Source organism: Pectobacterium brasiliense (genome assembly GCF_016950255.1).
GTDB lineage: Bacteria > Pseudomonadota > Gammaproteobacteria > Enterobacterales > Enterobacteriaceae > Pectobacterium > Pectobacterium brasiliense.
Genome location: NZ_JACGFN010000001.1, coordinates 106,457 through 129,713 on the forward strand (window position 1 = coordinate 106,457; position 23,257 = coordinate 129,713).

Annotated in this window: 28 protein-coding genes and 2 pseudogenes; 13 read left to right on the forward strand and 17 right to left on the reverse strand. The window is 48.0% G+C overall.

Annotated elements, in window-relative coordinates; all coding sequences use genetic code 11:
- The first annotated feature begins 51 nt into the window (after nucleotides 1-51).
- Genes H4F65_RS00530 through H4F65_RS00550 form a run of 5 tightly spaced genes read left to right on the forward strand, consistent with a single transcriptional unit; the run spans nucleotide 52 to nucleotide 4,681 of the window.
- Nucleotides 52-399 (forward strand): GPW/gp25 family protein, encoded by a 348-nt coding sequence (locus tag H4F65_RS00530; protein ID WP_010286901.1) that lies wholly within the window; start codon nucleotides 52-54, stop codon nucleotides 397-399.
- Nucleotides 390-1,493 carry a baseplate assembly protein gene (locus tag H4F65_RS00535; protein ID WP_010286902.1) on the forward strand — a complete coding sequence of 368 codons (1,104 nt, stop codon included), beginning with the start codon at nucleotides 390-392 and terminating at the stop codon, nucleotides 1,491-1,493. The genes H4F65_RS00530 and H4F65_RS00535 overlap by 10 nt, the downstream gene beginning before the upstream one ends.
- Nucleotides 1,486-2,067 (forward strand): phage tail protein I, encoded by a 582-nt coding sequence (locus H4F65_RS00540; protein ID WP_010286906.1) that lies wholly within the window; start codon nucleotides 1,486-1,488, stop codon nucleotides 2,065-2,067. The genes H4F65_RS00535 and H4F65_RS00540 overlap by 8 nt, the downstream gene beginning before the upstream one ends.
- Nucleotides 2,068-2,069: 2 nt before the next feature.
- Nucleotides 2,070-4,061: a phage tail protein gene (locus tag H4F65_RS00545; protein WP_057295754.1), complete on the forward strand. Its 1,992-nt coding sequence runs from the start codon at nucleotides 2,070-2,072 to the stop codon at nucleotides 4,059-4,061.
- Nucleotides 4,061-4,681, forward strand: a complete 621-nt coding sequence (locus H4F65_RS00550; RefSeq protein ID WP_010287676.1) for a tail fiber assembly protein — start codon at nucleotides 4,061-4,063, stop codon at nucleotides 4,679-4,681. Before H4F65_RS00545 ends, H4F65_RS00550 begins: the two co-directional genes overlap by 1 nt.
- A 1-nt stretch (nucleotide 4,682) precedes the next feature.
- On the opposite strand, the pseudogene H4F65_RS00555 reads toward H4F65_RS00550, so the two are convergent.
- A pseudogene (locus H4F65_RS00555) lies at nucleotides 4,683-4,817 on the reverse strand (tail fiber assembly protein); the annotation flags it as partial.
- Complete coding sequence (locus H4F65_RS00560; RefSeq protein WP_048257140.1) at nucleotides 4,805-5,029, reverse strand: hypothetical protein; 225 nt, start codon at nucleotides 5,027-5,029, stop codon at nucleotides 4,805-4,807. The pseudogene H4F65_RS00555 and the gene H4F65_RS00560, both read right to left, overlap by 13 nt.
- Nucleotides 5,030-5,050: 21 nt before the next feature.
- On the opposite strand from H4F65_RS00560, the gene H4F65_RS00565 reads away from it, so the two are divergent.
- From H4F65_RS00565 to H4F65_RS00575, 3 genes are all read left to right on the forward strand, one after another.
- Nucleotides 5,051-5,182, forward strand: coding sequence for a hypothetical protein (locus H4F65_RS00565; RefSeq protein ID WP_110918865.1), 132 nt, complete (start codon nucleotides 5,051-5,053; stop codon nucleotides 5,180-5,182).
- Nucleotides 5,183-5,276: 94 nt separating this feature from the next.
- Complete coding sequence (gene ybiB, locus H4F65_RS00570) at nucleotides 5,277-6,245, forward strand: DNA-binding protein YbiB (protein ID WP_010286324.1); 969 nt, start codon at nucleotides 5,277-5,279, stop codon at nucleotides 6,243-6,245.
- Nucleotides 6,246-6,331: 86 nt separating this feature from the next.
- Entirely contained in the window at nucleotides 6,332-8,200 is a 1,869-nt protein-coding gene (locus tag H4F65_RS00575; protein WP_010286323.1) for a M3 family metallopeptidase, read from the forward strand.
- Nucleotides 8,201-8,251: 51 nt separating this feature from the next.
- On the opposite strand, the gene glnQ is transcribed toward H4F65_RS00575, so the two are convergent.
- The 4 genes from glnQ to dps form a co-directional block, all read right to left on the reverse strand.
- Complete coding sequence (gene glnQ, locus H4F65_RS00580; protein ID WP_010286320.1) at nucleotides 8,252-8,974, reverse strand: glutamine ABC transporter ATP-binding protein GlnQ; 723 nt, start codon at nucleotides 8,972-8,974, stop codon at nucleotides 8,252-8,254.
- Nucleotides 8,971-9,630, reverse strand: coding sequence for a glutamine ABC transporter permease GlnP (gene glnP, locus H4F65_RS00585; protein ID WP_005972676.1), 660 nt, complete (start codon nucleotides 9,628-9,630; stop codon nucleotides 8,971-8,973). Before glnP ends, glnQ begins: the two co-directional genes overlap by 4 nt.
- 26 nt (nucleotides 9,631-9,656) lie before the next feature.
- The gene (gene glnH, locus H4F65_RS00590; protein ID WP_010286303.1) at nucleotides 9,657-10,403 is read right to left on the reverse strand and encodes a glutamine ABC transporter substrate-binding protein GlnH; all 747 of its coding nucleotides are present in this window, start codon (nucleotides 10,401-10,403) and stop codon (nucleotides 9,657-9,659) included.
- Nucleotides 10,404-10,793: 390 nt separating this feature from the next.
- Nucleotides 10,794-11,297, reverse strand: coding sequence for a DNA starvation/stationary phase protection protein Dps (dps, locus tag H4F65_RS00595; RefSeq protein WP_010286302.1), 504 nt, complete (start codon nucleotides 11,295-11,297; stop codon nucleotides 10,794-10,796).
- Nucleotides 11,298-11,638: 341 nt separating this feature from the next.
- On the opposite strand from dps, the gene H4F65_RS00600 reads away from it, so the two are divergent.
- Complete coding sequence (locus tag H4F65_RS00600; protein ID WP_010286299.1) at nucleotides 11,639-12,190, forward strand: P-loop NTPase family protein; 552 nt, start codon at nucleotides 11,639-11,641, stop codon at nucleotides 12,188-12,190.
- Here H4F65_RS00600 and rhtA read toward each other — a convergent pair.
- Nucleotides 12,178-13,065: a threonine/homoserine exporter RhtA gene (rhtA, locus tag H4F65_RS00605; protein WP_010286296.1), complete on the reverse strand. Its 888-nt coding sequence runs from the start codon at nucleotides 13,063-13,065 to the stop codon at nucleotides 12,178-12,180. The two genes, H4F65_RS00600 and rhtA, sit on opposite strands and share 13 nt — an antisense overlap.
- Before the next feature lie 376 nt (nucleotides 13,066-13,441).
- Between rhtA and ompX the strand changes: the two genes are divergently transcribed.
- Together ompX and H4F65_RS00615 are read left to right on the forward strand one after the other, a co-directional pair.
- Complete coding sequence (gene ompX, locus H4F65_RS00610) at nucleotides 13,442-13,957, forward strand: outer membrane protein OmpX (protein WP_010286294.1); 516 nt, start codon at nucleotides 13,442-13,444, stop codon at nucleotides 13,955-13,957.
- Nucleotides 13,958-14,233: 276 nt separating this feature from the next.
- Nucleotides 14,234-15,403 carry an MFS transporter gene (locus H4F65_RS00615; protein WP_010286292.1) on the forward strand — a complete coding sequence of 390 codons (1,170 nt, stop codon included), beginning with the start codon at nucleotides 14,234-14,236 and terminating at the stop codon, nucleotides 15,401-15,403.
- Nucleotides 15,404-15,447: 44 nt separating this feature from the next.
- Here H4F65_RS00615 and H4F65_RS00620 read toward each other — a convergent pair whose 3' ends face one another.
- A complete protein-coding gene (locus H4F65_RS00620; protein ID WP_010286290.1) occupies nucleotides 15,448-16,848 on the reverse strand; it encodes an EmmdR/YeeO family multidrug/toxin efflux MATE transporter in 1,401 nt (466 codons plus the stop codon).
- A gap of 405 nt (nucleotides 16,849-17,253) precedes the next feature.
- On the opposite strand from H4F65_RS00620, the gene H4F65_RS00625 reads away from it, so the two are divergent.
- Together H4F65_RS00625 and H4F65_RS00630 are read left to right on the forward strand one after the other, a co-directional pair.
- Nucleotides 17,254-17,790 carry a rhodanese family protein gene (locus H4F65_RS00625; RefSeq protein WP_010286288.1) on the forward strand — a complete coding sequence of 179 codons (537 nt, stop codon included), beginning with the start codon at nucleotides 17,254-17,256 and terminating at the stop codon, nucleotides 17,788-17,790.
- 74 nt (nucleotides 17,791-17,864) lie between these two features.
- Nucleotides 17,865-18,194, forward strand: coding sequence for a DHCW motif cupin fold protein (locus H4F65_RS00630; RefSeq protein ID WP_010286286.1), 330 nt, complete (start codon nucleotides 17,865-17,867; stop codon nucleotides 18,192-18,194).
- An 83-nt stretch (nucleotides 18,195-18,277) separates the two neighbouring features.
- On the opposite strand, the gene H4F65_RS00635 is transcribed toward H4F65_RS00630, so the two are convergent.
- From H4F65_RS00635 to relB, 9 genes and pseudogenes are all read right to left on the reverse strand, one after another.
- A complete protein-coding gene (locus H4F65_RS00635) occupies nucleotides 18,278-18,649 on the reverse strand; it encodes a VOC family protein (protein ID WP_010286282.1) in 372 nt (123 codons plus the stop codon).
- Between the two features lie 480 nt (nucleotides 18,650-19,129).
- On the reverse strand, nucleotides 19,130-19,870 hold the full coding sequence (locus H4F65_RS00640; RefSeq protein ID WP_010286279.1) for a hypothetical protein: 741 nt from the start codon (nucleotides 19,868-19,870) through the stop codon (nucleotides 19,130-19,132).
- Nucleotides 19,860-20,687, reverse strand: a complete 828-nt coding sequence (locus tag H4F65_RS00645) for a hypothetical protein (protein ID WP_010286278.1) — start codon at nucleotides 20,685-20,687, stop codon at nucleotides 19,860-19,862. The genes H4F65_RS00640 and H4F65_RS00645 overlap by 11 nt, the downstream gene beginning before the upstream one ends.
- Nucleotides 20,688-20,864: 177 nt before the next feature.
- Nucleotides 20,865-21,071, reverse strand: a complete 207-nt coding sequence (locus H4F65_RS21780) for a hypothetical protein (RefSeq protein WP_010286275.1) — start codon at nucleotides 21,069-21,071, stop codon at nucleotides 20,865-20,867.
- 214 nt (nucleotides 21,072-21,285) lie between these two features.
- Nucleotides 21,286-21,480 (reverse strand): hypothetical protein, encoded by a 195-nt coding sequence (locus tag H4F65_RS21785; RefSeq protein WP_010286273.1) that lies wholly within the window; start codon nucleotides 21,478-21,480, stop codon nucleotides 21,286-21,288.
- Nucleotides 21,480-21,806 (reverse strand): annotated as a pseudogene (locus H4F65_RS00655) (integrase arm-type DNA-binding domain-containing protein); the annotation flags it as partial. The pseudogene H4F65_RS00655 and the gene H4F65_RS21785, both read right to left, overlap by 1 nt.
- A 292-nt stretch (nucleotides 21,807-22,098) precedes the next feature.
- Nucleotides 22,099-22,452 (reverse strand): hypothetical protein, encoded by a 354-nt coding sequence (locus H4F65_RS00660; RefSeq protein WP_010286549.1) that lies wholly within the window; start codon nucleotides 22,450-22,452, stop codon nucleotides 22,099-22,101.
- 45 nt (nucleotides 22,453-22,497) lie between these two features.
- The gene (locus H4F65_RS00665) at nucleotides 22,498-22,782 is read right to left on the reverse strand and encodes a type II toxin-antitoxin system RelE/ParE family toxin (RefSeq protein WP_010286547.1); all 285 of its coding nucleotides are present in this window, start codon (nucleotides 22,780-22,782) and stop codon (nucleotides 22,498-22,500) included.
- Nucleotides 22,772-23,017 (reverse strand): type II toxin-antitoxin system RelB family antitoxin, encoded by a 246-nt coding sequence (relB, locus tag H4F65_RS00670; protein WP_010286544.1) that lies wholly within the window; start codon nucleotides 23,015-23,017, stop codon nucleotides 22,772-22,774. The genes H4F65_RS00665 and relB overlap by 11 nt, the downstream gene beginning before the upstream one ends.
- Nucleotides 23,018-23,257: the final 240 nt, after the last annotated feature.

A 23,257-nucleotide genomic window follows, 5' to 3' on the forward strand; every position in this document is an offset into this window, starting at 1 on the left:
CTAAACCGCTTTAATATTTCTTCCTCCCACCGGGGGCGACAATAGCCCCCTATGAAAACTCAATCTGTTTTTTGGCAACCGGCACTGCAACGTTCTGGCGACATCGTCGAAGGAACGGCAGATATCATGCAGGCGATTCACATCATCCTGCGGACACCCTGCGGCAGCGACCCACATCGACCTGACTTTGGTAGCAATCTACATCTGTATCTCGATTATCCGATCGATCGTGCGATCCCGCATGTCGTCAGGGAATCGGTAGACGCGATCAAACGATGGGAACCTCGCTGCCAGCTACTGGCGGTTAAACCTTCTGTGAATGGGGCTCACCTGACGCTGCATGTTAGCTGGAAAACTGCTAACGGCGCGACACAGACCACGGAGTTGTTATGGCGCTGACAGAACCCAATTTTATTGAACGCGATGCGGCGAAGATTACCGCCGAAATGATCGCGAAATATGAAACTGATTCGGGGAAAACACTCTATCCGGCGCAGGCCGAACGCCTGCTGATTAACCTCTTTGCCTACCGGGAAACTTTATTGCGTAGTGCGGTCCAGGAAGCCGCCAAGCAGAACCTGGTTGCGTTTGCTCGTGCACCGATGCTGGATTACCTGGCAGAACTGGTCGGCGTCTACCGTTTGGCGGCGCAGCCGGCACGTGCAGAGCTTCGCTTTACTCCTGAAACACCGTTAGTCAGCGATCTGCTGATTCCTGCGGGCACCCGCGTTAGCGCGTCAGACAGCGTGATTTTCACCACCGACAGCGATGCACTGCTGAGAATGAACGGTAGCGGCGTCACCGTGTTGGCGACCTGTACCGAAAGTGGCGATGTGGGTAATGACTGGCTGCCTGCCCAGATCAGTACGCTGTTGGATGAGATTGGCGACAGCGATTTAAGCGTCATCAATATCACCAAAAGCAGCGGCGGTTCCGCCGAGGAAGATGACGATCGCCTGCGTGAACGTGTTCAGCTGGCACCGGAATCGTTCAGTACGGCGGGATCGAAGCTGGCGTATCGCTTCCATGCGATGCGGGCACACCAAAACATTGTCGATGTGGCGGTGATGTCGCCCGAACCGGGTGAAGTGGTGCTGTATCCGTTGCTCAGCACGGGGTTGCCGGACAGCAGCTTGCTCTCGCTGGTGGAAAGTTTTTGCTCCGACGAACAGGTGCGTCCACTGACGGATTTTGTTTCCGCCAAATCACCCACGCAGGTGGATTACGCCATCAGCGCCAAATTGACGCTGTTTAACGGCGAACAGGCTGGCGTCGTTCAGGCCGCCGCAGAAAAAGCGGTTCAGGCCTGGGTTGAAACCCGTACCGCCACGTTGGGGCGCGACATTGTCCCAAGCCAGATTATCGCCACGTTATCCATCCCCGGTGTGTATCAGGTGGAGCTCGTTTCGCCGTCATTGATGGTGCTTGATGACAGTGAATGGGCGAACTGTACGGGAATCAATGTCAGCGTCGTCGGGGTGTCGAATGGCTGATTCACTACAACTGTTGCCACCGCCATTGGCGGCTGACGCCAGCTTTCGTTCGCTGGCGGAGCTGGCCGACCGCTTTGATGACATCGATCTGAATGCTTTGCTGGTTTATCTGATCGATATCACTGAAGGCAGCGCCTTGCCCTGGTTGGCAGAGCAGTTCTCGTTGTTTGGCGACGGCTGGGAATTAGCGGAGTCGGATGACTCCAAACGTGCGCTGATCAAGGCCGCTATCGATCTGCATCGCAGTAAGGGTACGCCTTGGAGCATTAAAGAGATCATCCGCCGCTTCGGCTTCGGTGACAGTACGCTGATCGAGAACATTGGCCACCTGAGCTACGACGGCGAAGCCACCTACAACAACCTTTATGTGCACGGTGATAAAGCGGCGTGGGCGGTTTATCGCGTACTGCTAAAACAACCGATTACCAACGATCAGGTCAGAATGCTGCGCAATGCCATTGGGATGTTTGCCCCGGCAAGGTGCCACCTGGCCAGTATCGAATATTGGGAAGTGCCTATCCGCTACAACCGGACGGCAATATACGACAGTAACTACAATCATGGGAGCGCTTGAACATGGCGAATTTGTCAGAGAACCCACAATGGGTTGACGGCATTTACCAAATCGAAACGTCAGATCCGGTCGTGGGTGGACCGGACGGTGTTTCAAACCGGCAGGCTAAAGAGTTAGCTAGTCGTACCAGCTATTTGAAAAAAGAGCAGGAAAAAACGGGCAGCGATCTGGCGAAGCACACCGCCGCCGCCGATCCGCATACGCAATATGCACCGAAGGAGAATCCCACCTTTATCGGTACACCGAAAGCGCCAACGCCTGCAACCGACAGCAATAGTCAGCAGATCGCGACGACGGCATTTGTGCGTTCGGTCGGTGCGACGAAATTGGCTAAAGATCAAAACGGGGCAGATATTCAGGATAGAGAACTGTTTAACCGCAATCTGGGTTCATCGCGTGCATACAGTTCTTCTATCTCCATTGGAGGAAGCGCCGGTTTATGGACAACCGCTGAGTTTATTGGCTGGTTAGAAAGTAAGGGTGCCTTTGTTCACGCCTATTGGGTATGTCGTGGTTCGTGGTCATACGTCCACAATAAAATCATCTCTGACACTGAGTGTGGCCAAATACCACTGGCTGGTTCTGTTGTTGAGGTCATGGGGCAAAACGATGCCACGACAATCAGGATAACAACGCCTTCAACAACGCCAACTGGGCTTAGTGACTCAGCGAATGCACAATTCACCTATGTCTATAACGGTATTGATTATTCTCCAGGTTGGAGACGTGATTACAATACGAAGAATAAACCGACGGCGGCTGATGTTGGCGCGTTACCGGTGAATGCAGTGGCTCAGGCAGCGGCAAAACTCGCAACGCCCCGTACCATCAACGGCGTCCCGTTTGATGGCTCGGCCAATATTGCACTGACTCACGCAAACCTCGGTTTAACTGAAACTGTTAATCTTGCTGCTGGGGCGTTGGAAAAAGCCAAGAATGGCACGGATATTCCAGACAAAGTGGCATTTTACAACAACGTGACACTACGTGGCACATTAGTAGATGGTATGACGTTCGCCAACTGTGATAAAGCGGGTGATTATGTTGTTGCGATAAATGATCCCAATACAGTTTCTGACATGCCTGTTTATAAAGGGCAGAAATTATACGGATATGGTGTGCTTCATGTCTTTCAGCACGGTAATTTCGTAGGGCAAGAATATATCAATCATAACGGAGATTGCGCCTGGAGGCAGAAGTGGGATGATGGTATTAATGCGCCTTGGGTTATTGCACTCAGTTCGTCACGCATGCCGACAGCTGCTGATATGGGGGCTATAACAAAAACAGATGCTGATAATCATTATGTTCATCAGGGGTCATCAGGTGTTATCTATCAGGACAGTGATCTTGCATGGGATAGCCCTACTGGTGCGTATTTAAAAGATAATGGTACACATTCATCCCTAATTTGGCATATGGGTTTAAATACCGGCTCTGTATCAGCAGCCCAGTTTTATTTTGACTTTGCTAATGGCGGAATAAAATATCGAAGCTCTCGTGACAATAGTGGTTTTGAAAAACCGTGGGCGCGTATTTATACCGATCAGGATAAACCTACGGCTGCTGAGATTGGGGCATTATCTATCAATGAACTTGTTGGTATCCCTATGCCGTGGCCACAGGCAACAGCACCTTCTGGTTGGCTAAAGTGTAACGGACAAACATTTGATAAAAATATTTACCCACTTTTAGGGCAAACGTATCCGTCTGGGATATTACCCGATCTCCGCGGTGAGTTTATTCGCGGTTATGATGATGGCCGCAGTATTGATCTCGGCCGCCAACTACTTTCGCCTCAGGGCTTTACAGTACAGGGGCACACCCATCCGTCAGGGTCGTATAATCGAGGCAGTGGTACTCTGCTGTATACATCTGTCGGTATGCAGGCAGGGGGCGATAGGGTCTTCTCCGAAACTCGTGAAAACGAGAACGCAGGCACTGAAACTCGCCCCCGTAATATCGCATTTAACTACATCGTGAGAGCAGCATAATGAAAAATTATTCTATTGAAGTTAATTCAGCAAAAATGAATGAATCAGGTCTTAGTGTTCAGACAGGTTGGATTACTATTTATCAGGTTCATCCAGTAAGCCGAGAATATATTGGCGCTAATTATGAATATTTGCCTATTGGAGTAGGTGTGCCTGCTGGTAGTTATATTGACGTTCCAGAACTTCCTCAGGACGGTTTGGCTTTGAGGCGTAGCGCGGATGGAAAGCAGTGGGAGCATGTATCTGACTATCGCGGTCAGACTGTTTATAATACGGAAACCCGTCAACCTCATAAGGTTACGGATATGGGCGAATTGCAAGCCAATCAGACTTTATTGGTGCCGGCCTCTGAATTTGATAAATGGGTGGATGGACAATGGATAACCGATCTGGAAGCTCAACGCCAAGTATTAGTCGCAAATAAAAAAGTGGAACTTAATACCAGATTATCTCAAGCAAGTGAGCGCATTCAGGTACTCAGCGATGCCGTTGAGCTAAACCTGGCAACGGAAGAAGAAAAAAATGAGCTGAAAGCGTGGAAAACTTACCGCTTACAGCTCAGTCGAGTTGATGTTAACTCTCCAGAAGATATTTTTCCTGATATGCCGTCCTTAGCATAATTTAACTAACAGGTTCTTCAGGCCATTCAACGTCGGGGGCTTTTGATGTATCAAGACGCATCAGCAGCACCCGATATTTTTTCCATGCATTTAATGACTTTTTCTCCTCCTCATTTTCAATGCCTAAATCCAAGGCGCATTAATACCATCATCCCACTTCTGCCTCCAGGCGCAATCTCCGTTATGATTGATATATTCTTGCCCTACGAAATTACCGTGCTGAAAGACATGAAGCACACCATATCCGTATAATTTCTGCCCTTTATAAACAGGCATGTCAGAAACTGTATTGGGATCATTTATCGCAACAACATAATCACCCGCTTTATCACAGTTGGCGAAAGTCATACCATCTACACCGTGCCAGCGATGTTAGCGACAGGGGCCACGCGCCTTCAGGTGGCGAATGTCGTCGATGTATCAGAGAAAACCATCTATAAATACTTTCCCACGAGTAAGAGGAACGGTGTTCCTGTCACCGACTCACGTACATCGCGATAGCAATTTCCTTTGCGTCAGAATCACCAGAACCCCACCAAACATGTTATTTTCATTGATAAGTTCTTTACTGTGTCGCCGAAAATGAGAGGCCAGCATGGATTACACCAAAATTATTAAAGAAGTGGGGCGCGGGAAAAATCATGCGCGTGATGTCGATCAGGCAACGGCTTATGAACTTTATAGCGCGATGTTGCGCGGTGACGTGCCGGAGCTGGAGCTCGGTGGGTTGTTGATTGCATTTCGTATCAAAGGTGAATCCGAAGCCGAGATGCTGGGTTTTTATCAGGCGATGAATGAGCATGTGTTGCGCCTGACCCCGCCTGCGGGCTTTCCTATGCCCATCGTGCTTCCCAGTTATAACGGGGCGCGGAAGCAGGCAAACCTGACGCCACTGTTGGCGCTGCTGTTGGCAAAATTGGGTTTTCCGGTTGTGGTTCACGGCGTAAGCGACGATCCGACCCGCGTTACCAGTGCCGAAATTTTGCGTAATCTTGGCGTGACGATTGCGGAGAATGCCGAGCAGGCGCAGCAGGAGCTTGATAACGGCAGCCCGGTTTTTATCCCTGTCTCGACGCTGTGCCCGGCCATCGATCGCCAGTTACAACTGCGCTGGCGGATGGGGGTGCGTAATAGTAGCCACACGCTGGCTAAGGTGGCGACACCGTTTGGTGAAAGCGGCGCGCTGCGCGTTGCCAGCGTTTCCCATCCTGAATATGTTTCCCGCGTGGGGACGTTTTTTAATGACATCAACGGGCGCGCACTTCTGATGCACGGCACGGAAGGGGAGGTTTATGCCAACCCGCAGCGCTGCCCAGAAATTCATTTTATCCATCAGCAAAATACCAAAGTACTGCAGCTTCGGCAGGAGATCAGCGTCGCACCCGATGCATTGCCGATTGCGAAAGATGCTGCAACCACGGCGCGCTGGACGGTACAGTGCTTGACGGGTGAAATTGCCATCCCGCAAGCGATCCGTCTGCAACTGGCGTGCTGTCTGGTTGCTGCCGGCGAAGCGGCGACAATGGAACAGGCTGTCGCCACGATTAAGAAACGCCTTGGCTGATTGGTTTGCCGGAGCGGATTCGGACGCGGTTTACCGCGCCACTTCACGCAGCCAGGCGGCTGCCATTTGAAGAGAGAAGGAATAGTATGCAACAGGTAGCGGACTATTTTAACGCCTTGAATCGCGACTATCTTGCGGTTCATCAGGCGAAAGAAGAACTGTTTTGGCAACTGTATATGGGAACGGGCAACGATGACGTGTCCGAGCGTTTCTCTGCCGCAGAAAGTGCGTATAAGCGTTTTATTTCGCAGCCGCAACGTCTGGCTGAGCTAAGAACCCATCTTGCGACACTGGAAAACAGCCCGCGTGATGAGCAACAGCAGGCACTGTCGCATGGTTTGCAAGGCTGGTATCGGTTTTTCGATTGCAATGTGATAGAAGATCCGCAGGCTCAGGCGCTGATGGATGAGATTATCACCGCCGAAAGTGCGCTATACGCCAAGCGTAAATCCTATGAAATGACGCATCTGGATGCCAAAGGTGAGCGTGTTTCCGCCTCGCTAGGAGAACTGCTGACCAACCAGACGACCAATGATACCGAAGCCTATCGTCAAAGTTCCCAGCAGGCGCTGCGCGATCTCGAACAGTGGCTGTTGCAGAATGGCTTCCCTGAGCTGATTTCACTGCGTAACCGCTTTGCCCGTCAGATGGGCTACCGCAACTATTTTGACTATAAGGTCAACAAGACGGAGCGGATGACGCCGGAGCAGCTTTTTGCCATCCTCGATCCTTTTGAAGAACAGACGCGTGAAGCGAATACTCGCAGCCTGAAAAATCTGGCGGATGAAAAGGGCGAGGAGGCTCTGCAGCCGTGGAATATTCGCTATGCCAGCGCGGGCGATGTGACGCGTCAACTCGATCCCTATTTTCCTTTCTCTGCGTCGCTGGAGCGTTGGATCAACAGCTTTAAGCGTCTGCGTATTGGGTTTAACGGTGCAGAAATGCAGCTCGATTTGCTGGTGCGCAAAGGGAAATACGAGAACGGCTTTATGCATGGCCCGGTGCCGCCGTTTGTGCAGGAAGGAAATTGGGTTCCGGCACGGATTAATTTCACCAGTCTGGCAAAGCCGGATCAAATTGGCAGCGGTGCCAGTGGCATTAATACGCTGTTTCATGAAGGTGGGCACGCCGCGCATTTTGCCAATATTCGGCAGAACGCCCCCTGCTTTTCGCAGGAGTTCCCGCCAACCTCAATGGCGTATGCAGAAACGCAGTCCATGTTCTGCGACAGCCTGTTGGGTGATGCCGACTGGTTAAAACGCTATGCAAAGAATGCGCAGGGAGAGACGATTCCTGATGAGTTAATCCGTGCGGATATCAGCACGCAGCAGCCAATGCGAGCCTTTAGTGAGCGACACATCTTGCTGGTGCCGTATTTTGAGTGGCAACTCTATTCGTGGGACGACGAAGCGCGTACGCCAGAAGCGATGACGAAACTGGCGCGCGACACCGAACAGCGTATTTTGGGCATTAGTGGTAGCCCGCGCCCGACGCTGGCGATCCCTCATCTGCTGTCTATGGAGTCGGCGTGTTCTTATCAGGGATACCTGCTGGCATTGATGGCGGTGGAGCAGACGCGCAGCTATTTCCTGCAACGTGACGGTTACCTGACGGATAACCCGGCTATCGGCCCTGATTTGGCACAACACTATTGGCATCCGGGCAATAGCGTAAGTCATGACGATACGCTGCGTAGCCTAACCGGTGAAGGCTTCAACCCCGCTTATCTGGCGCAGGCCTGTAATCTGACGGTTGATGAAGCCTGGCAACAGGCGGAAGGGATGATGGCGAAGGCGGCGGGTCGTCCTCAGCCTGCTGCGGATTTCGATCTGTCTGCGCGTATTCGCGTGGTCGATGGTAGTCGCGTGCTGGCGGATAATGAACAGAGCGACGAGAAGATGTGCCAAGATTTTGCGGCGTTTATTGAACGAGAATATCCGCGTTCGCAGGCATAACGTTCGCTGACATCGCGAGTAAGAAAAAGGGGGCGAAAGCCCCCTTGTTGATCAAGATACGTGTTGCAGGAATTCACGCAGACGGTCGCTGGGTGGATTCGTAATCAGCGTTTCCGGGTCGCCATCTTCTGCGATGCGGCCTTTATCAATAAAGATCAGACGCGAAGCCACTTTATGAGCAAAGCCCACTTCGTGAGTGACGATGACCATCGTCATGCCTTCTTCGGCCAGATCTTTCATGACGGTCAGCACTTCATGACGCAGTTCCGGATCGAGTGCAGAGGTCGGCTCATCAAACAGCATTAGCTTCGGTTTAACCGCTAACGCGCGGGCGATGGCTACACGCTGCTGCTGACCACCGGAAAGCTCGGAAGGGTAGTGATGCGCGCGTTCTGACAGACCCACTTTCGCCAGCAATTCCAGTGCCAGCTTCTCGGCATCGGCTTTACTTGCGTCGCGAACCCGAATAGGGCCGAACGCGACGTTTTCCAACGCGGTAAGATGCGGGAACAGATAAAACTGCTGGAATACCATCCCGGCTTCCTGACGGATTAAACGCTCGTCAACGCGCGGATCGTTTACTTTAAGGCCATCAACAACCAACTCACCGCTGGTAATGTCTTCCAGCTTGTTGATGCAGCGCAGCAGCGTGGACTTACCCGAACCTGAAGGCCCGATGATGACCACAACTTCACCCTGACCGATGGTGAGATCAATATTGTGTAAGACCTGTGTCTTGCCAAAGTGTTTGGATACGTTTTTAAATTCAATCATATAATCTTAAGTCTTCTTTCCAGACGACGCAGAATAAAGCTGAGTACCAGCGTGATGCACAGGTAAATAATGGCAACCGCAGTCCAGATTTCCAGCGCACGGAAGTTGCCCGCGATGATTTCCTGACCTGAACGCGTGAGTTCAGCCACGCCGATGACAATAAACAGTGACGTATCTTTGATGCTGATAATCCACTGGTTGCCCAGCGGCGGGAGCATGCGGCGCAGGGCGAGTGGGGCAATCACATGGCGTAACGTCGCGCTGCGAGACAGCCCAAGCGCCAGACCCGCTTCACGGAAGCCGTTATGAATCGACAATACCGAGCCACGAGTGATTTCCGCGATGTAAGCACCAGAGTTAATCATAATGGTGACGACGGCAGCGGCAAAAGGGTCGATTCGTACAGATGTGAAAATCATCGGCAAGGCGAAGTAAATAAACATCACCTGCACAACAATCGGGGTGCCGCGAATAATTTCAATAAAAACGAGCGAAATGCGGCTGGAAAACCAGCCGCCGTAGGCGCGGGCAAAACCCGCGACCACGCCAATCACCAGGCCGCCAAGCAGACCCAGAACAGAAATCAACAACGTCATTTTTGCCCCTTCCATCAGGAGGGGCAGAGAAGGCCAAATGGCGCTCCAGTCAAACTGCATGGAATATCTCCAGATTAAATCGGCAATTACTTAGGTTCTACGCCAAACCACTTCTTGTAGATCTCAGCATAAGTGCCGTTTTCACGCAGTGTTTTCAGGGCGCCATTCACTTTTTCACGCAGCTCGTTGCTGCCTTTCGGGAACGCGATGCCGTATTGCTGGGCTTTAATGGAATCACCTACCGCTTTAAACTGGCCGTTGCCTGCGGTTTTGATGAAGTAGAGAATATTTGGCGTATCGTGCAGCACGGCGTCAGCACGGTTGGTGCCCAGTTCCATGTAGGCGTTGTCGATGTTCGGGAACTGGCGCAGATCTTTGGTTTTGATATTGGCTTTCGCGTAATCAACGGAGCCCGTGCCGCTCTTCACCGCAACGACTTTACCCGCTAAATCCTGCTCGCCTTTGATGTCGTTGTTGTCCGCTTTGACCATCACCAGCAGGCCGCTGTTGTAGTAGCCATCAGAGAAATCGATTGCTTTTTTACGCTCTTCAGTAATCGTAATGCCTGCCAGCGCCAGATCGATGTTACGCGTTTGCAGTGCGGGAATAATGCCGCCGAAGTCCATTGGCTTCAGGGTGTACTTCAGGTTGAGCTGTTTAGCGATAGCATCCCAGAGGTCGATGTCAAAACCGACGTACTTGTCGCCTTGTTTGAATTCAAAAGGGACGAAAGCGGTGTCTGTAGCGACAATCAGTTCTTTCTCAGCAGCATAGCTAGATACGCTCATCATCAGCGTCATTGCAGCCAAAGAGGCCTTAAGTAGTGATTTCATCAAACCCTTCCTATTAGCAGTTGTGGGAGCTTTTTGTTTTACAGGCGTTTTAAGCATAGTACATCGTACGAAAGTGAAACCTGAGCCAGTTACCCTGCGTTGTGCTTAACCTGTTGCTTTATATATTGCCCTGCCAGCGGTGAAATTTTCACCTCCGATTCGCTCAGGCAAGGCGCTGCTATGATTAACTGATTTACAGAAGGGAAACAACCGTTGATTAGCGTTATGGCCAATTAATACAGGCAAAAGCTAATTTTTTGAGCGTCTTAACGGATAAAATGCATGGTTTATGCGGGTGATGCCAGAAAAGAGGGCGGTTTGAGTCGGGAGACTGGCAGAAAAAAGGCTGCCTAAGCAGCCTTGAACGCGTACGCGGGATGATAACGCCGATTATTCGATGTTTGATTCGATGAACCACAGGAACTGATCCAGATCGCGTGAAGCGGCGGTTAGAATGTCCGCAGAGGCCTCATCTTCCGTTTTACCAATGGCTTTGCGTACGTTGTTGGCAACAATCGCATAGCGTTCGGCCAGTGCTTTCAGATGATCCTGAACGCTATGGATAGTGGTTGGGTAGCTTTTCAGTGAGGTTTGTTTACCCACGATTTGTACAGTACCCAGCGCGACACCGCCTATCTGCACCACGCGCTCGGCGATGGTATCCTGGTGGTCAATAATCGAGGTGCGGAAGCCATCCAGCATTTCATGAACGGCGATAAAGTTTGCGCCGCGCATGTTCCAGTGCGCCTGTTTGGTAATCAATGACAGGTCGATGAAATCAACAACCAGTTGGTTTAACAGCGTGATTGTCGAGGTCTTAACGCTATCGTCCAAATCATTACGAGTGTAAAGCAGTTCGGACGGTACTGATTTCACGAGTTTAGCGGTAGGCATAATAGTATCCTCTCTTTAATTATTGATAGTCTTGCTGTTCAATGTGGTTAATTATAGCAGTGATAAAAATTAATATTGAAAAGAATTACCTATCAAATGGATAGCTATAGCATAACGATGGTGTGGGTATTTGTAGTCAGGATTTATCTGATATCAATACTTTGGCTGTGATGATGTCAGGGTAATATTTTAATTACTACTGAAACATAATGTCATATATTGATAAATATCATCACTGGTTAGATGAAAATAGTTATTATTCTCCGCTATTTCTTAAATAGAATGGCAGTGTCATTTTCTTCTTAAAATATCGTGTGTACGAGTAAAAGGAGTCGTGGTGAATGAGAGTGAATATTATTGGCACCAGTGGAAGTGGCAAATCTACGCTTGCTCGTCGCTTATCTGAAAAGCTGGCTATTCCGTACGTTGAAATGGATGCATTATTTTGGTTGAAGGACTGGCAAGAACGGGCAGATGCCGATTTTTTTCAACGGCTTGAGAACGCTCTGGAGCCTGAAAGCTGGGTGCTGGATGGCAACTATAATCGAACGCGTGATATCAAATGGCGCGATGTTGATGTCGTGATTTGGGTCGATTACAGCTTTAGCCGTACGCTTTTTCAGGCAGTACGGCGTGCCGCTTTTCGGGCATGGAGTAAAGAGGAGCTCTGGAGCGGCACGGGTAATCAAGAGTCTTTTCTCCGCAGTTTCCTTAGTCGGGATTCAATTATCCTCTGGACAATAAAAACCTATTCAAGAAACCGGAAACGATATTTGGCGGATTTAGCCGATCCTCACTATCATCATATCCGTTTTATTACTTTGCGTTCTCCTCGGGAATGTGAAATTTTTCTGCAACATTTCCCTAAGGAAATACACATTCATTCGGCTTGAGTCGTTACTTTGGCTCCACCTGCAGGCTTTATTGTCAGCGTTGCGCCGATTGACGCGATGATAATAAAGATCAGCGCCATCCACTGTATGAACGATAAATGTTCGCCGAGAAAAAGAATCCCGGAGAGGGCGGCAATAGCGGGTTCCATACTCATCAGCGTGCTGAACGTTCTGGCGGGAAGACGGGTTAATGCCACCATTTCCAGAGAATAAGGAAGCGCGGTGGACAGAATGGCGACGGCAATACCGAGCGGGAGTATAGAGAGCGAAAACAGCGTGCTCTCGGCGTAATACGCACCAATAGGGCAGAAGATCAGCGCGGCAATGCAGGAGCCGATAGCGACAGTTCCCGGCCCGTGATTTGCTCCCGCTTTTTGCCCAAACAGAATATAAAGCGCCCAACAGGCACCTGCACCCACGGCGCAAGCTGCACCCGTTAAGTCAACATTACCGATATTGTGGCCCAGCGGCAACAAGAACCACAGCCCGGCAACGGCCAGAAAGACCCACAGAAAATCAATCGGTCTGCGTGAGGCTAACATAGCAACGGCAAGCGGGCCGGTGAATTCCAGTGCGACAGCAATGCCGAGTGGCACCGTTTGTAATGAGAGGTAGAACAGAAAGTTCATCCCGCCCAGTGTCATGCCATACACCAGCAGTGGCAGGCGGTTACTGCTAAAACGCATACGCCACGGTTTGAATATGAGGCACAGAATGATCGTACCAATTCCCAGACGCAATGCCGTTACGCCAGTGGCTCCAATGAGTGGAAACAGGCTTTTGGCCAGAGCTGCACCGCTTTGGATAGAAAGCATTGAGATAATGATGAGCAACACAGGTAAAAATGATGGCGAGCGATGGGAAAATAAGGTCATTCTTTTGGCCTTAAAACAGGTACAACGTTCCGTTGCTATTATATCCAATTGTAAACAATTTGTCTGGTATGAATTGACTTTTATTGACCTTTATTTACGCATCATTTAATTGGTACGTTTTTGTGCGATACAATGAGCATACAAACTGAGCGGGAAATTCAGAATTATCTGTTTTACTGCTGTGTGGTGAATTTATTTTTAATCTAACTGTCACAATAAAAAACCCAATATAATTAGTATGATATGTCGAGTCTGACAATATTTGTTACATCTAAAGTCTAATTGATAAATATTTATAGGGCGGCAAGTCCCGAACTTCTTTGTTATATTTACTCCGTTAGTTAGTCTTTCATAAAATAAATTCGAGGCTGTAAATATGAAAAAAATCGCGTGTCTTTCCGCTCTGGCTTGTGTATTAGCCGTTGGCGCAGGTTCTGCATTTGCTGGTCAAAGCACTGTAACTGCAGGCTATGCTCAGGGTGATGCTCAGGGCGTACAAAATAAAGTTAAAGGTTTTAACCTGAAATATCGTTATGAGCAAGATAATAACCCACTGGGCGTTATTAGCTCGTTCACCTACCTGGAAAAAAATGGTAGTGATGACGGTTTCTACAACAAAGGCCAGTACATGGGCTTCACTGCGGGTCCTGCTTACCGTCTGAATGACTGGGCAAGCCTGTACGGCGTTGTTGGTTTCAGCCATGGTAAAGTAACAAGCAACAACATCAATGGCCAGGATAACGCAAGCAACGACGATTACGGCTTCACTTACGGTGCAGGTGTTCAGTTCAACCCAATCCAAGACGTTGCTCTGGATGTGGGTTACGAACAAAGCCGTATCCGCAGTGTTGACGTTGGTGTCTGGGCTGTTGGCGTAGGTTACCGCTTCTAATCTAACCCTGTAGGGTTTTTACCCTCAGCGTTGGTGTTAGCTGTGTCGAAAGAATCCGCTCTTTTTAGGGCGGATTTTTTTATGGCTGTTTGTCAAACCTGTGTCGAGTTTCATCAGTCACTTTCCAGTCGGTTGATATCCGAATGCGCTTATCGGCATTGATCAAATTCATGCGGTATTGGTCTGCCATAAGATTTTATCTTGACGTTAAGATTCTTTATGTGAAGATAATGTTCATCAAGTCGTAGTGATTTACTCAAGCTATTGAGGTTATACATGGCAGTGACATCAACGGCCCGCACGCGGGCTTTTCTGTTCTTCACAATTATCCTGTTGGGGTTGAATTTACGTCCTGTTCTGGCGGGGATTGGCCCATTGCTGAATCAGATTCAGGCTGCAACGGGCCTGGATGACAGTATGGCGGGAATGTTAACTACGCTCCCGGTGTTCGCTATGGGGTGGTGTGCGTTATATGGCGGCCAGTTGCAGGCGCGTCTTGGTGAATATCGGGGAATCACGCTGGGCATTGTGGTCATTGCCTTGGCGTGTAGTGCCCGCTGGTGGCTGAATAGCGGTATTGCGCTGCTGGTTAGCGCTGCGCTTGCTGGAATCGGCATTGCCTTGATTCAGGCGCTGGTGCCATCGTTTATCAAGCTCCATTTTGGTCGCCATAGCAGTCTCCTCATGGGTTTTTACACGACGGCGATTATGACCGGTGCGGCGTTTGCGGCTTCATCGGTTTCTCCGCTGGCAAATACGTGGGGCTGGCAAAGTGCGCTGGCCTGCTGGGGAATTGTGGCGCTGGTGGCTGCGGTGGCCTGGCGGTGTATCCCTAAAGCGTATACCGCGAAGCAGGATGCGGTGGCCGTCGTAGCAACGCGCCGAAGCGGAATGGATTGGCTGCTGATGGTGTTCTTCGGCATTGGTACGGGTGCGTATACGCTGGTACTGGCATGGCTGCCGCCGTATTACATTCAATTGGGGTTAGATGCGACGCAAAGTGGTCTGATGCTGGGCGGATTAACGTTGACGGAAGTAATTTCCGGCCTGCTGGTATCAACGTTCATCAATCGTTTTCCCGATCGACGCAAGCTGCTGCTTCCTATCCTGACCGTGATGCTGGTGGGAATGATTGGGTTGATTGTGGCACCGCTGACGTTTACGTATCCCATCATTATCATGTTGGGCGTTGGCATTGGTGCGCTGTTCCCGCTATCGCTGATTGTGGCGTTGGATCAGGTGACCGAATCACATAAAACCGGTTCACTGATGGGCTTTGTGCAGGGCGGTGGCTACATCCTCGCCAGCCTGATGCCTTTGCTGGCCGGTTTCATTCGTCAGCATACGGCGGGTCTGGAACAGGCCTGGATGATCATGACTGTTGGTGTGGTCGTGTTGATTATCATGGCGACCCGTTTTGCTCCGGTGAAGAGCCCGAGTCGCTAAGCGGTTTGTTGTGTTGTCAGCGAGCGGAAACCCGCTCGCTATCATCAATTTGTTGGAGAGCGATAGCGCCATAGCCAGCGTCCGCTCATCAGGCGGCGGTAATAGAAGAACCCGCGTACAATCCAGTCAAAGAACATCCCCATCCACACGCCGATCACGCCAAAACCGAGCATCACGCCAAGGATATATCCCGCGATGACCCGACATCCCCACATGCCTGCCATTGCTACCCACATGGTGTAGCTGGCGTCTTTCGCGCCTTTTAGACCAGCAGGAAGCACCCAGGACGCCGCCCAGATCGGCATAAATAGTGCGTTGAGCCACAGGAGATGTTTTGCCACTTCGATAACTTCCGGCTCATTGGTGTAAAACGACGCCAAAAAGCTGGCACTGGGCACCGACAGGACGGCAAGGACGCACAGCCCGATATTGGACAGCCAGAAGATGTGCTTCAACTGGCGAGTGGACTGCATGATTTGGCCTTTCCCTAGCCGTGTACCAACGATAATGGTGGCAGCCGCACCGAGTGAATTACCGGGAAGGTTGATCAGCGTTGAGATGGAGAAAGCAATAAAGTTTCCGGCGATGACCTCGGTTCCCATATCTGCCACAAAACGCTGGGTAATCAGCTTGCCGATGTTAAACATCACGGATTCAATGCTGGCGGGAATACCGATACTGAGTACTTCATAGAGGATAGACAGGGTAAAAGGCGCAAAGTAAGACTTGAAGGGAATACGCAGCGCACCGTTAAAACCGTGCATCAGCGTAAGAATCACGAATACCGCGCCGATATAGCGCGAAATGGTAATACCAATGCCCGCGCCAACAAAGCCAAGACCATCCCAGGAAAATGCCCCGTAAATCAGCAGGCTACTGATGCCAATATTGAGAATGTTCATCCCAATGTTGATGACCATAGGCAACTTGGTATTGCCCGCGCCCCGCAACGCGCCGCAGCCTACCAACGCGATAGCGACAGCAGGATATCCCCATACCGTCCAGCGAAGGAACGTGAGGGCAAGTGCTTTAACCTGTACGTCGGCCTGTCCTGCGATCAGATCGATAATCGCTGAGCCGGCGAATTCAACCAGTGCGACCAACAGGAACGATGACAGAACCAGTAATGACATTGACTGACGAGCGGCCGATCGTGCCTGCTTTCTGTTGCGCTGTCCCAGACTGAACGCGACAACAACGGCGGTCCCTAATGCGACGGCGGTAAAGAACGCGATGATGACCATATTGAAGCTATCAGCCAGGCCGACGGCTGCCATGGCCTCTTTCCCTAGCCAACTGACCAGGAAGGTGCTGAAAACCCCCATCAACACGACGCAAAGGCCTTCAATAAAGATCGGGAAGGCGAGCGGTGAGATTTCTCTCCAGAAGAGAACGCGGTTGGAGTAACGCTTTTTATACCAGTCGGTATCTTTTAATTTTTTCATGAAACGATCTTGGCGGTATCTCAAGTTTCCCAGTCGGCACGGTAAATAGAGCCACAAGGTGGCTTGCAAATAGCATTATTTTTGCACAGTACTTATGCATACAGTGACTTATCCATACCGTTACTGATCCATTTTGTGCGATCGCGGCAGCATGGCTGTTTTTTAAAATAGCGTTTCTGTTTACAGAGTATCAGCCACTAAATCGATGTCCAGTCTGGATTGCTTTCTCCGCGTGGAAAGTTGTTGCACGTGCCCAGTATTTAATTTAGATTTTACTTAATTAGTTTCATCTAAACTAGTGGTGACACGCAAACAGTCAGCGATATCACCTTCCTTGCTGACTGAATACCTCGTTGAACGATGCATGATGACGGGTTTCAGCGGCTCAAAAAGAGGATTACGATCATGCCAACGCCACTTGCTATCTCACCCGCTCAGGCTCGTAAATTGTTAGATGAAGGTGCGGTGCTCATTGATATTCGCCAGCCGGAAGAATATGCCCGCGAGCATATCGCACAGGCAAGGTTGCACCCACTGAACTCCTCTGCCGGGTATGTCCTTCCTGATGATGGCAAAGAAGGACAGGTTGTGATTTTCCATTGTTTGTCTGGCATGCGCTCGGAACAGAATGCCGACTTGCTGGCGCAGGCGGTTTCACCCGCAACGGTATTTCTTCTGGAAGGGGGAATGACCGCATGGAAAAAGGCAGGATTTCCGACGGAAGTGAATCGTAAGCAACCGATTGAACTCATGCGGCAGGTTCAAATCGCCGCTGGCGTCCTTATTCTGGGAGGTGTATTACTGGGTTACAGCGTAAACAGCGCTTTCTTCCTGCTTTCTGGTTTTGTCGGAGCAGGGTTGCTGTTTGCAGGGATCACGGGTTTTTGTGGCATGGCAAGACTGTTGATGAAAATGCCCTGGAACCGTGGCGCCAAACGCTGATGTGCCGGCGGGATGGCTTGCCGGAAGAGTAAGCGGAGTGTTAACCGATAACGTTAAAAAATAGGGGCAGTAATATGGACATGAAAAGCATTCCGTTTGGTACGACTGACTGGTCGCAAATAGAGCCCACCGAACATCAGGGTGAGACAGGGATCGCCTACTGGCGAACACAGCGCTTTGATAATATTCGGGTTCGTATTGTTGAGTACACGCCAGGCTATCTGGCCGATCATTGGTGCTCAAAAGGGCATATTCTGCTGTGCCTTGAAGGTGAACTTCATACGGAATTAGATGATGGTCGTGTTTTTGTCCTCAAACCGGGAATGAGCTACCAGGTTGCGGATAACGCTGAAGCCCATCGTTCCTACACTGAGATCGGCGCTAAGCTGTTTGTTGTCGATTAATGCCAGGGGGCTACATCTCTCTGCTTCACCGTAGTACGGTCGCCATTTATAGGCGACCGGTTCACATATAACACTTGGCTTGATTACTTCTTCAGGATCTGTCCGACATCGATACGATTTCCATCCGGATCAGCGAAAACAAATGCTCGAATGCCATAATCTTTATCTTGGATGCCTTTAACGATCTTGGCACCAATTTCCTGACAAAGGGTAAATAAGGCATTAGCATCATCCACAAGAAGATGTGCGATAGGATAAGAGGCCGCTTTATGCTGTGGTTGAAGCGTCAAATGTAATTCAGCCTCTTCACGCTTTAATATCATAAAGCCAACTGGCTCCCCGTTTTCAAAAACCTTCTTAAAATTCAGTCCATTGATATAAAACTCTTGAGAAACCAAGATGTTTTTGACGGGTAACACGGTTGCTATACGACCAAATCTGACATCATGCTGCATGATCAACCTCGCGATTGACAATGAATCAAAAGCATAGCGTCAGACGGTGCCGAAGCTAAATGACTGGACGGTGCCAGATGCGTTACTAAGATTTACGGCCTATGTGAAATGGAAACGAATGCGCTGCTATGGCCAGCTCTTATTTATTAATGCTTCGTCATGTATGTAAAATCTGTTTTGGCAATAACCGACAGGCAGACCTAGTCAAAAAATGGGAATCTTAAAAAGTGTGTGGAACTAAAGCGGGCGTGCTTACAGTCCGAACTAACGTAGCGAGTAGCTTTCACCTCTTTCTTTAATAGGATTTTTTCTATCGAGCAGGTTCATTCGTACTTGCGTACTTGCCTCCAATAGAACTGGAATTGCCCGGTCAGAGCAGATAGTTAAGCGGGTTTGCGGAGAAAAATGTGGTAATGTTGAAATAAAAATGGTTAATTATGTATGAATGCTCGGTGCGTTTTTATACTACCCTACGTATTGTTAATATAATTGATAGTTTAGCTCTACCTCTTCTAATGCTTTCTTAAATTCAGAGTTTGATTTTAAATAATTTGATGAATGATAGTCCATGAATTGAGTACATATCATTATCAATCGCAGCAAAGAAAACTCTGTAAAGTTTATTAATGTCATAAAATGAGAGTGTCTATCCGTTGAGTTAAATCCATTATCATCACTTAATTTTTCAGATACAAGCTTTACAATTATATAAAAACTTCTGCTTATGTTAAATATTTGATCTTTTTCATCAAGGTTCTCTAGGAATTTTTTTATCATCATTTCACTATTGATATTAAGAGATCTGTATTTTTCTATTTCATCTTCAATAGTAATGACTGCATCAGTACCTTTCTTTTTGATAACTTCATCGTTTTCTATCATCTCAATTTGGAATAATGAAAAAGAAAGACTTTGTGAATTAATCATGTTGAAAAAATGAGATTCAAATGACTTTATTTTTTCTATTTTTTTTGTTTTTTCTAATTCATCTTTTAATATTTTATTTGAATCTATCTGAGTATTCAATGATCTAATAACTATAATGAAAGATAGGAAGCTTAATATTGGGTTCAATAACCCACCGACATAGTCACCTAGCTGTCCCCAAACAGCAGTATCATTAGAAATAGTATGTTCCAAAATTAAGTAAAAATTAGTAAAGTAAGCCCCAGCGACGGTTGCTGAGGCGATTGCAGCTATTAAGATGTACTTACGCATCATTGTATATGCCAGTTATCATGTATTTTATTATTTTTCCATCTTGAAGCTTAACTGGCTGAGCTTTCAGTTTAAGATAAACCCATGAATCACTTGATAACCCATTATTTTTATCTAGATTCTTAGAGAATATTTTTTTAGCTTCAAGTTTTACTTCTTTATATTTTACTAGAAAACCAAAGGCGATAGTTTCAGATGAACCTTTTATCAATAACCTTCCATTTCCTGTGTTAATGTTTAGACGACTTATGCCAGCGATGATGTCTTCTTGAGATTTACTTTCTTGTGCTTTAAATGTAAGTGCAGTATTTTTATTAAGTTGAGCTAGTTCTATTTGCTCGGTTGAGCTTTTTCTATATCTTATTTTTATACTATGGTCGAATTTAATTGCAATTTCGTGTGCATTTTCTAATGATGAAACTCGTAGTTGTCTTACCAATTCATCTGCTTTTTCACCAAGTCCATCGACTATTTTTTGTGCCTTGTTTGATAAATCTTCTGACTCAAGATATAGAGACTCATTTATAAAGTAAGATATGATTTCTGCAAAAGTAGATTTTCCTATCCTGTTAAATCTTTTCTTTAATACATCATCATAAAAATCAATGCTAAATATCTGTCCGTAGGAACCTTTGAAATTTTTCTTTAAATTTGTCCTAACATTGTCTTTATGAAGAAGTTTTTTAGGTACCTCTTCTTCAAGAACTGTTTCCGCTATAAAACGGGTGGAATCTGATACTCCTTGGAGAGTATCTAATCCTGATTTCATGTCGATAGATAGATCTTGAGAGTTTATAATGACGTCAAAATGAATAGACATGAAAATCCTTAGATAAGAGTCTAATAGAGTATTTATGGGAAAACACGGTATTTATAATATATGATGATAAAATATGAATGTTATCATACGTAATTTAACTGTTTTATCTTCTATGTCAATAGTTAAAAGAGAATAAAACTATCAATAATATTAGCCTGATATTAATTAGTTATATTTTCATTCATAGACAGTGATAAAACCTAGTGCCGCTTTGAGCAGTTTACGAAAAGACTCTGTTTTATCCGGCGTGTTTTCACCGAGCACCGAACCTACCGCCAGCACTGCATGTTCTGCGAGTTTTTTCTGGTTTAGTTTGTTACCCCATTTATAAACACCGCCGCTTTTACCTTCAAGCGGCTTCGATAAACCAGCGATAAGAAGCAATGCGGTATCACGGTTAGCAAATTCGCCCCAATTTTCTGGTAATGGAGTGTCTTTTTTGGGATCGGAAAAGCCATACTAGGGCGAATCATCGGAAAGTAATTGATTAGCCCACGGCCAGATATCAGCGGCAAGAAATGTGGCATCGTAGATCTGTGTATTGCGCTCGAATAGTGTCTACATCAATCTGTGTTGTCCAAGTATTGGACGTATCGCCTCACGCGCTGGTGTTGGACGCCCTGTTCGGTTTGATGATACCGAACTTTACCGCCTGAAAGATGGTTTGCAGATAGCTTTCTATTTCAGATTCTGGTAATAGGGGAAAGTCATCGGTACAATAGGTGATAGAGGTATTATCATCGCTGTTATCGGCCATGACGCTTGCCACCTGATGTGTAGTGACCTCGATCATTCCCCCCATATGTTTAGGTTGATGGCTTGCTCTTGTTCGCGCTGCTGTTGCTGGTGGAATTGAGGGTCGATGCCTTTACTTATCAGCGCCTTTTCCGCTTCACGCCGTTGTCGGGCTTCTACCAAAGAAACCGCAGGGAATGAACCAAAGCTGATTAAGGCACGTTTCTTCGTATCAGGGCGGTAATAATTAAAGTGCCAGATTTTAGAGCCGCTTGATTTCACCAGCAGATACAACCCATCTCCGTCCTGTAGCGTGTATTCCTTCTCGGCAGGTTTGGCGGCTTTGATCTCGGTATTGGTGAGTGGGGTAGTTATACGAGCCATCGTAGTTATACGCTTTTGTAGTTATATGGGGCGGTATAACTAAAATTTCCGGCTGTAAACGGGGTATCCCGATAGATAACAGGCAACAAAAAACCCGCAAACTCAGTGAGAATGCGGGTTTCTGTGGGGCACGAGAGAAGTTGAATTTATAGGTTAACTGATTGTTTATATTGATTTGATTGTGATTCTATTTTTTATCATATAACTAAACGTATAACTAAAACGAAAAGTCATCATGAGAAATAGCCTGCGCATGACTGTAGAGTTTCGTTTGATACTCTGATTTTTAGCGCTATCTGTGCTGTAAATTTAATTTTGCTTTACGACGCTCCAACACCATCATTTTTCGGGTGTGTTGCCATAAAATCCCATCTAGCAACATAAACTCACGCCACTCGGCTGTACCCAAAGAAAGCGATCTGTGCATCAACTCGCCAACACGTTCAGCAAGGAGTAGGTTTCTTACACGTAGCAATTGCAACGGCGTGAATTGCCCATTATCACCAGCCAATGGAAAGAATGCCTGGCGGCTGCGTTCCCCATGTTTCACTGCATTGGTGTTACCAATTGGAGCGCCCGCGCCGATACGTTTCCCGCCCCAGCCAGACGATCTTGATTGTTGGGTGTGTTTTTTGTCGTTTTTCATGGTTGCATGGCGGTTAGTCTGTGGATGTACGTTCGTTAAAGGTTGTCACCATTTTGACGGTAAACGTCTGTGCGTATGAAAGACGCGCAGAATCTGGATCATATTATCTTTCACGCGGTAGGGGATGATGTAGGGATAGTGCGTTAATACCAGCTCACGCGTTCCTGGCACACGGCCTGGCCTTCCCATTGCTGGCTGTTGCGGTAGTAATTCCGTTAATCTTCGGACTTCATCTACGAACTGGCTGGCAGCCTGTGGATCGTCTTGCGCGATATAGAGGTATTCGGCTTCCAAATTGGCCGCAGCTTTACGCAGCCATTTAATTTCCATGTCTTGCCGTTCCTAGCTTTTTAAATAGATTGTTCATCTCATCTGATGAGACAAAATCGCCTGCATCGGCTTCTTTAATGGCCTGCTCAATCTCTGCTATCTGCCAGGCTTCCCGCGCAAGATAATCTTCAATGGCTTGTCCAGCCAGAAAAGAGCGGGTACGCCCTGTAGCTTTAGCCAGTGCATCAAGTTGCGCGGTTGTTTCATCATTTAAGCGAACGGACATGACGCCCATATTCTCACCTCACTACGTTGTGTGTTTTGTATACATTGTAGTGAGCTGGGAAGAGAGAGGCAAGTGGCTACTCAGTGGTAGCCGGAATGTCGTTCTCTGCGCCAGTGTGAATTAATCGCTGATCGTCTGTTAAGAACGAGGATCGGAAGTTAGCAACTCCAACAACTACAGGACTAACATTGAGTTGTCTTACCCAATGGGGTGCAGGTCAGAAAGTCTATGGTAAATTTGGAGTAAAAC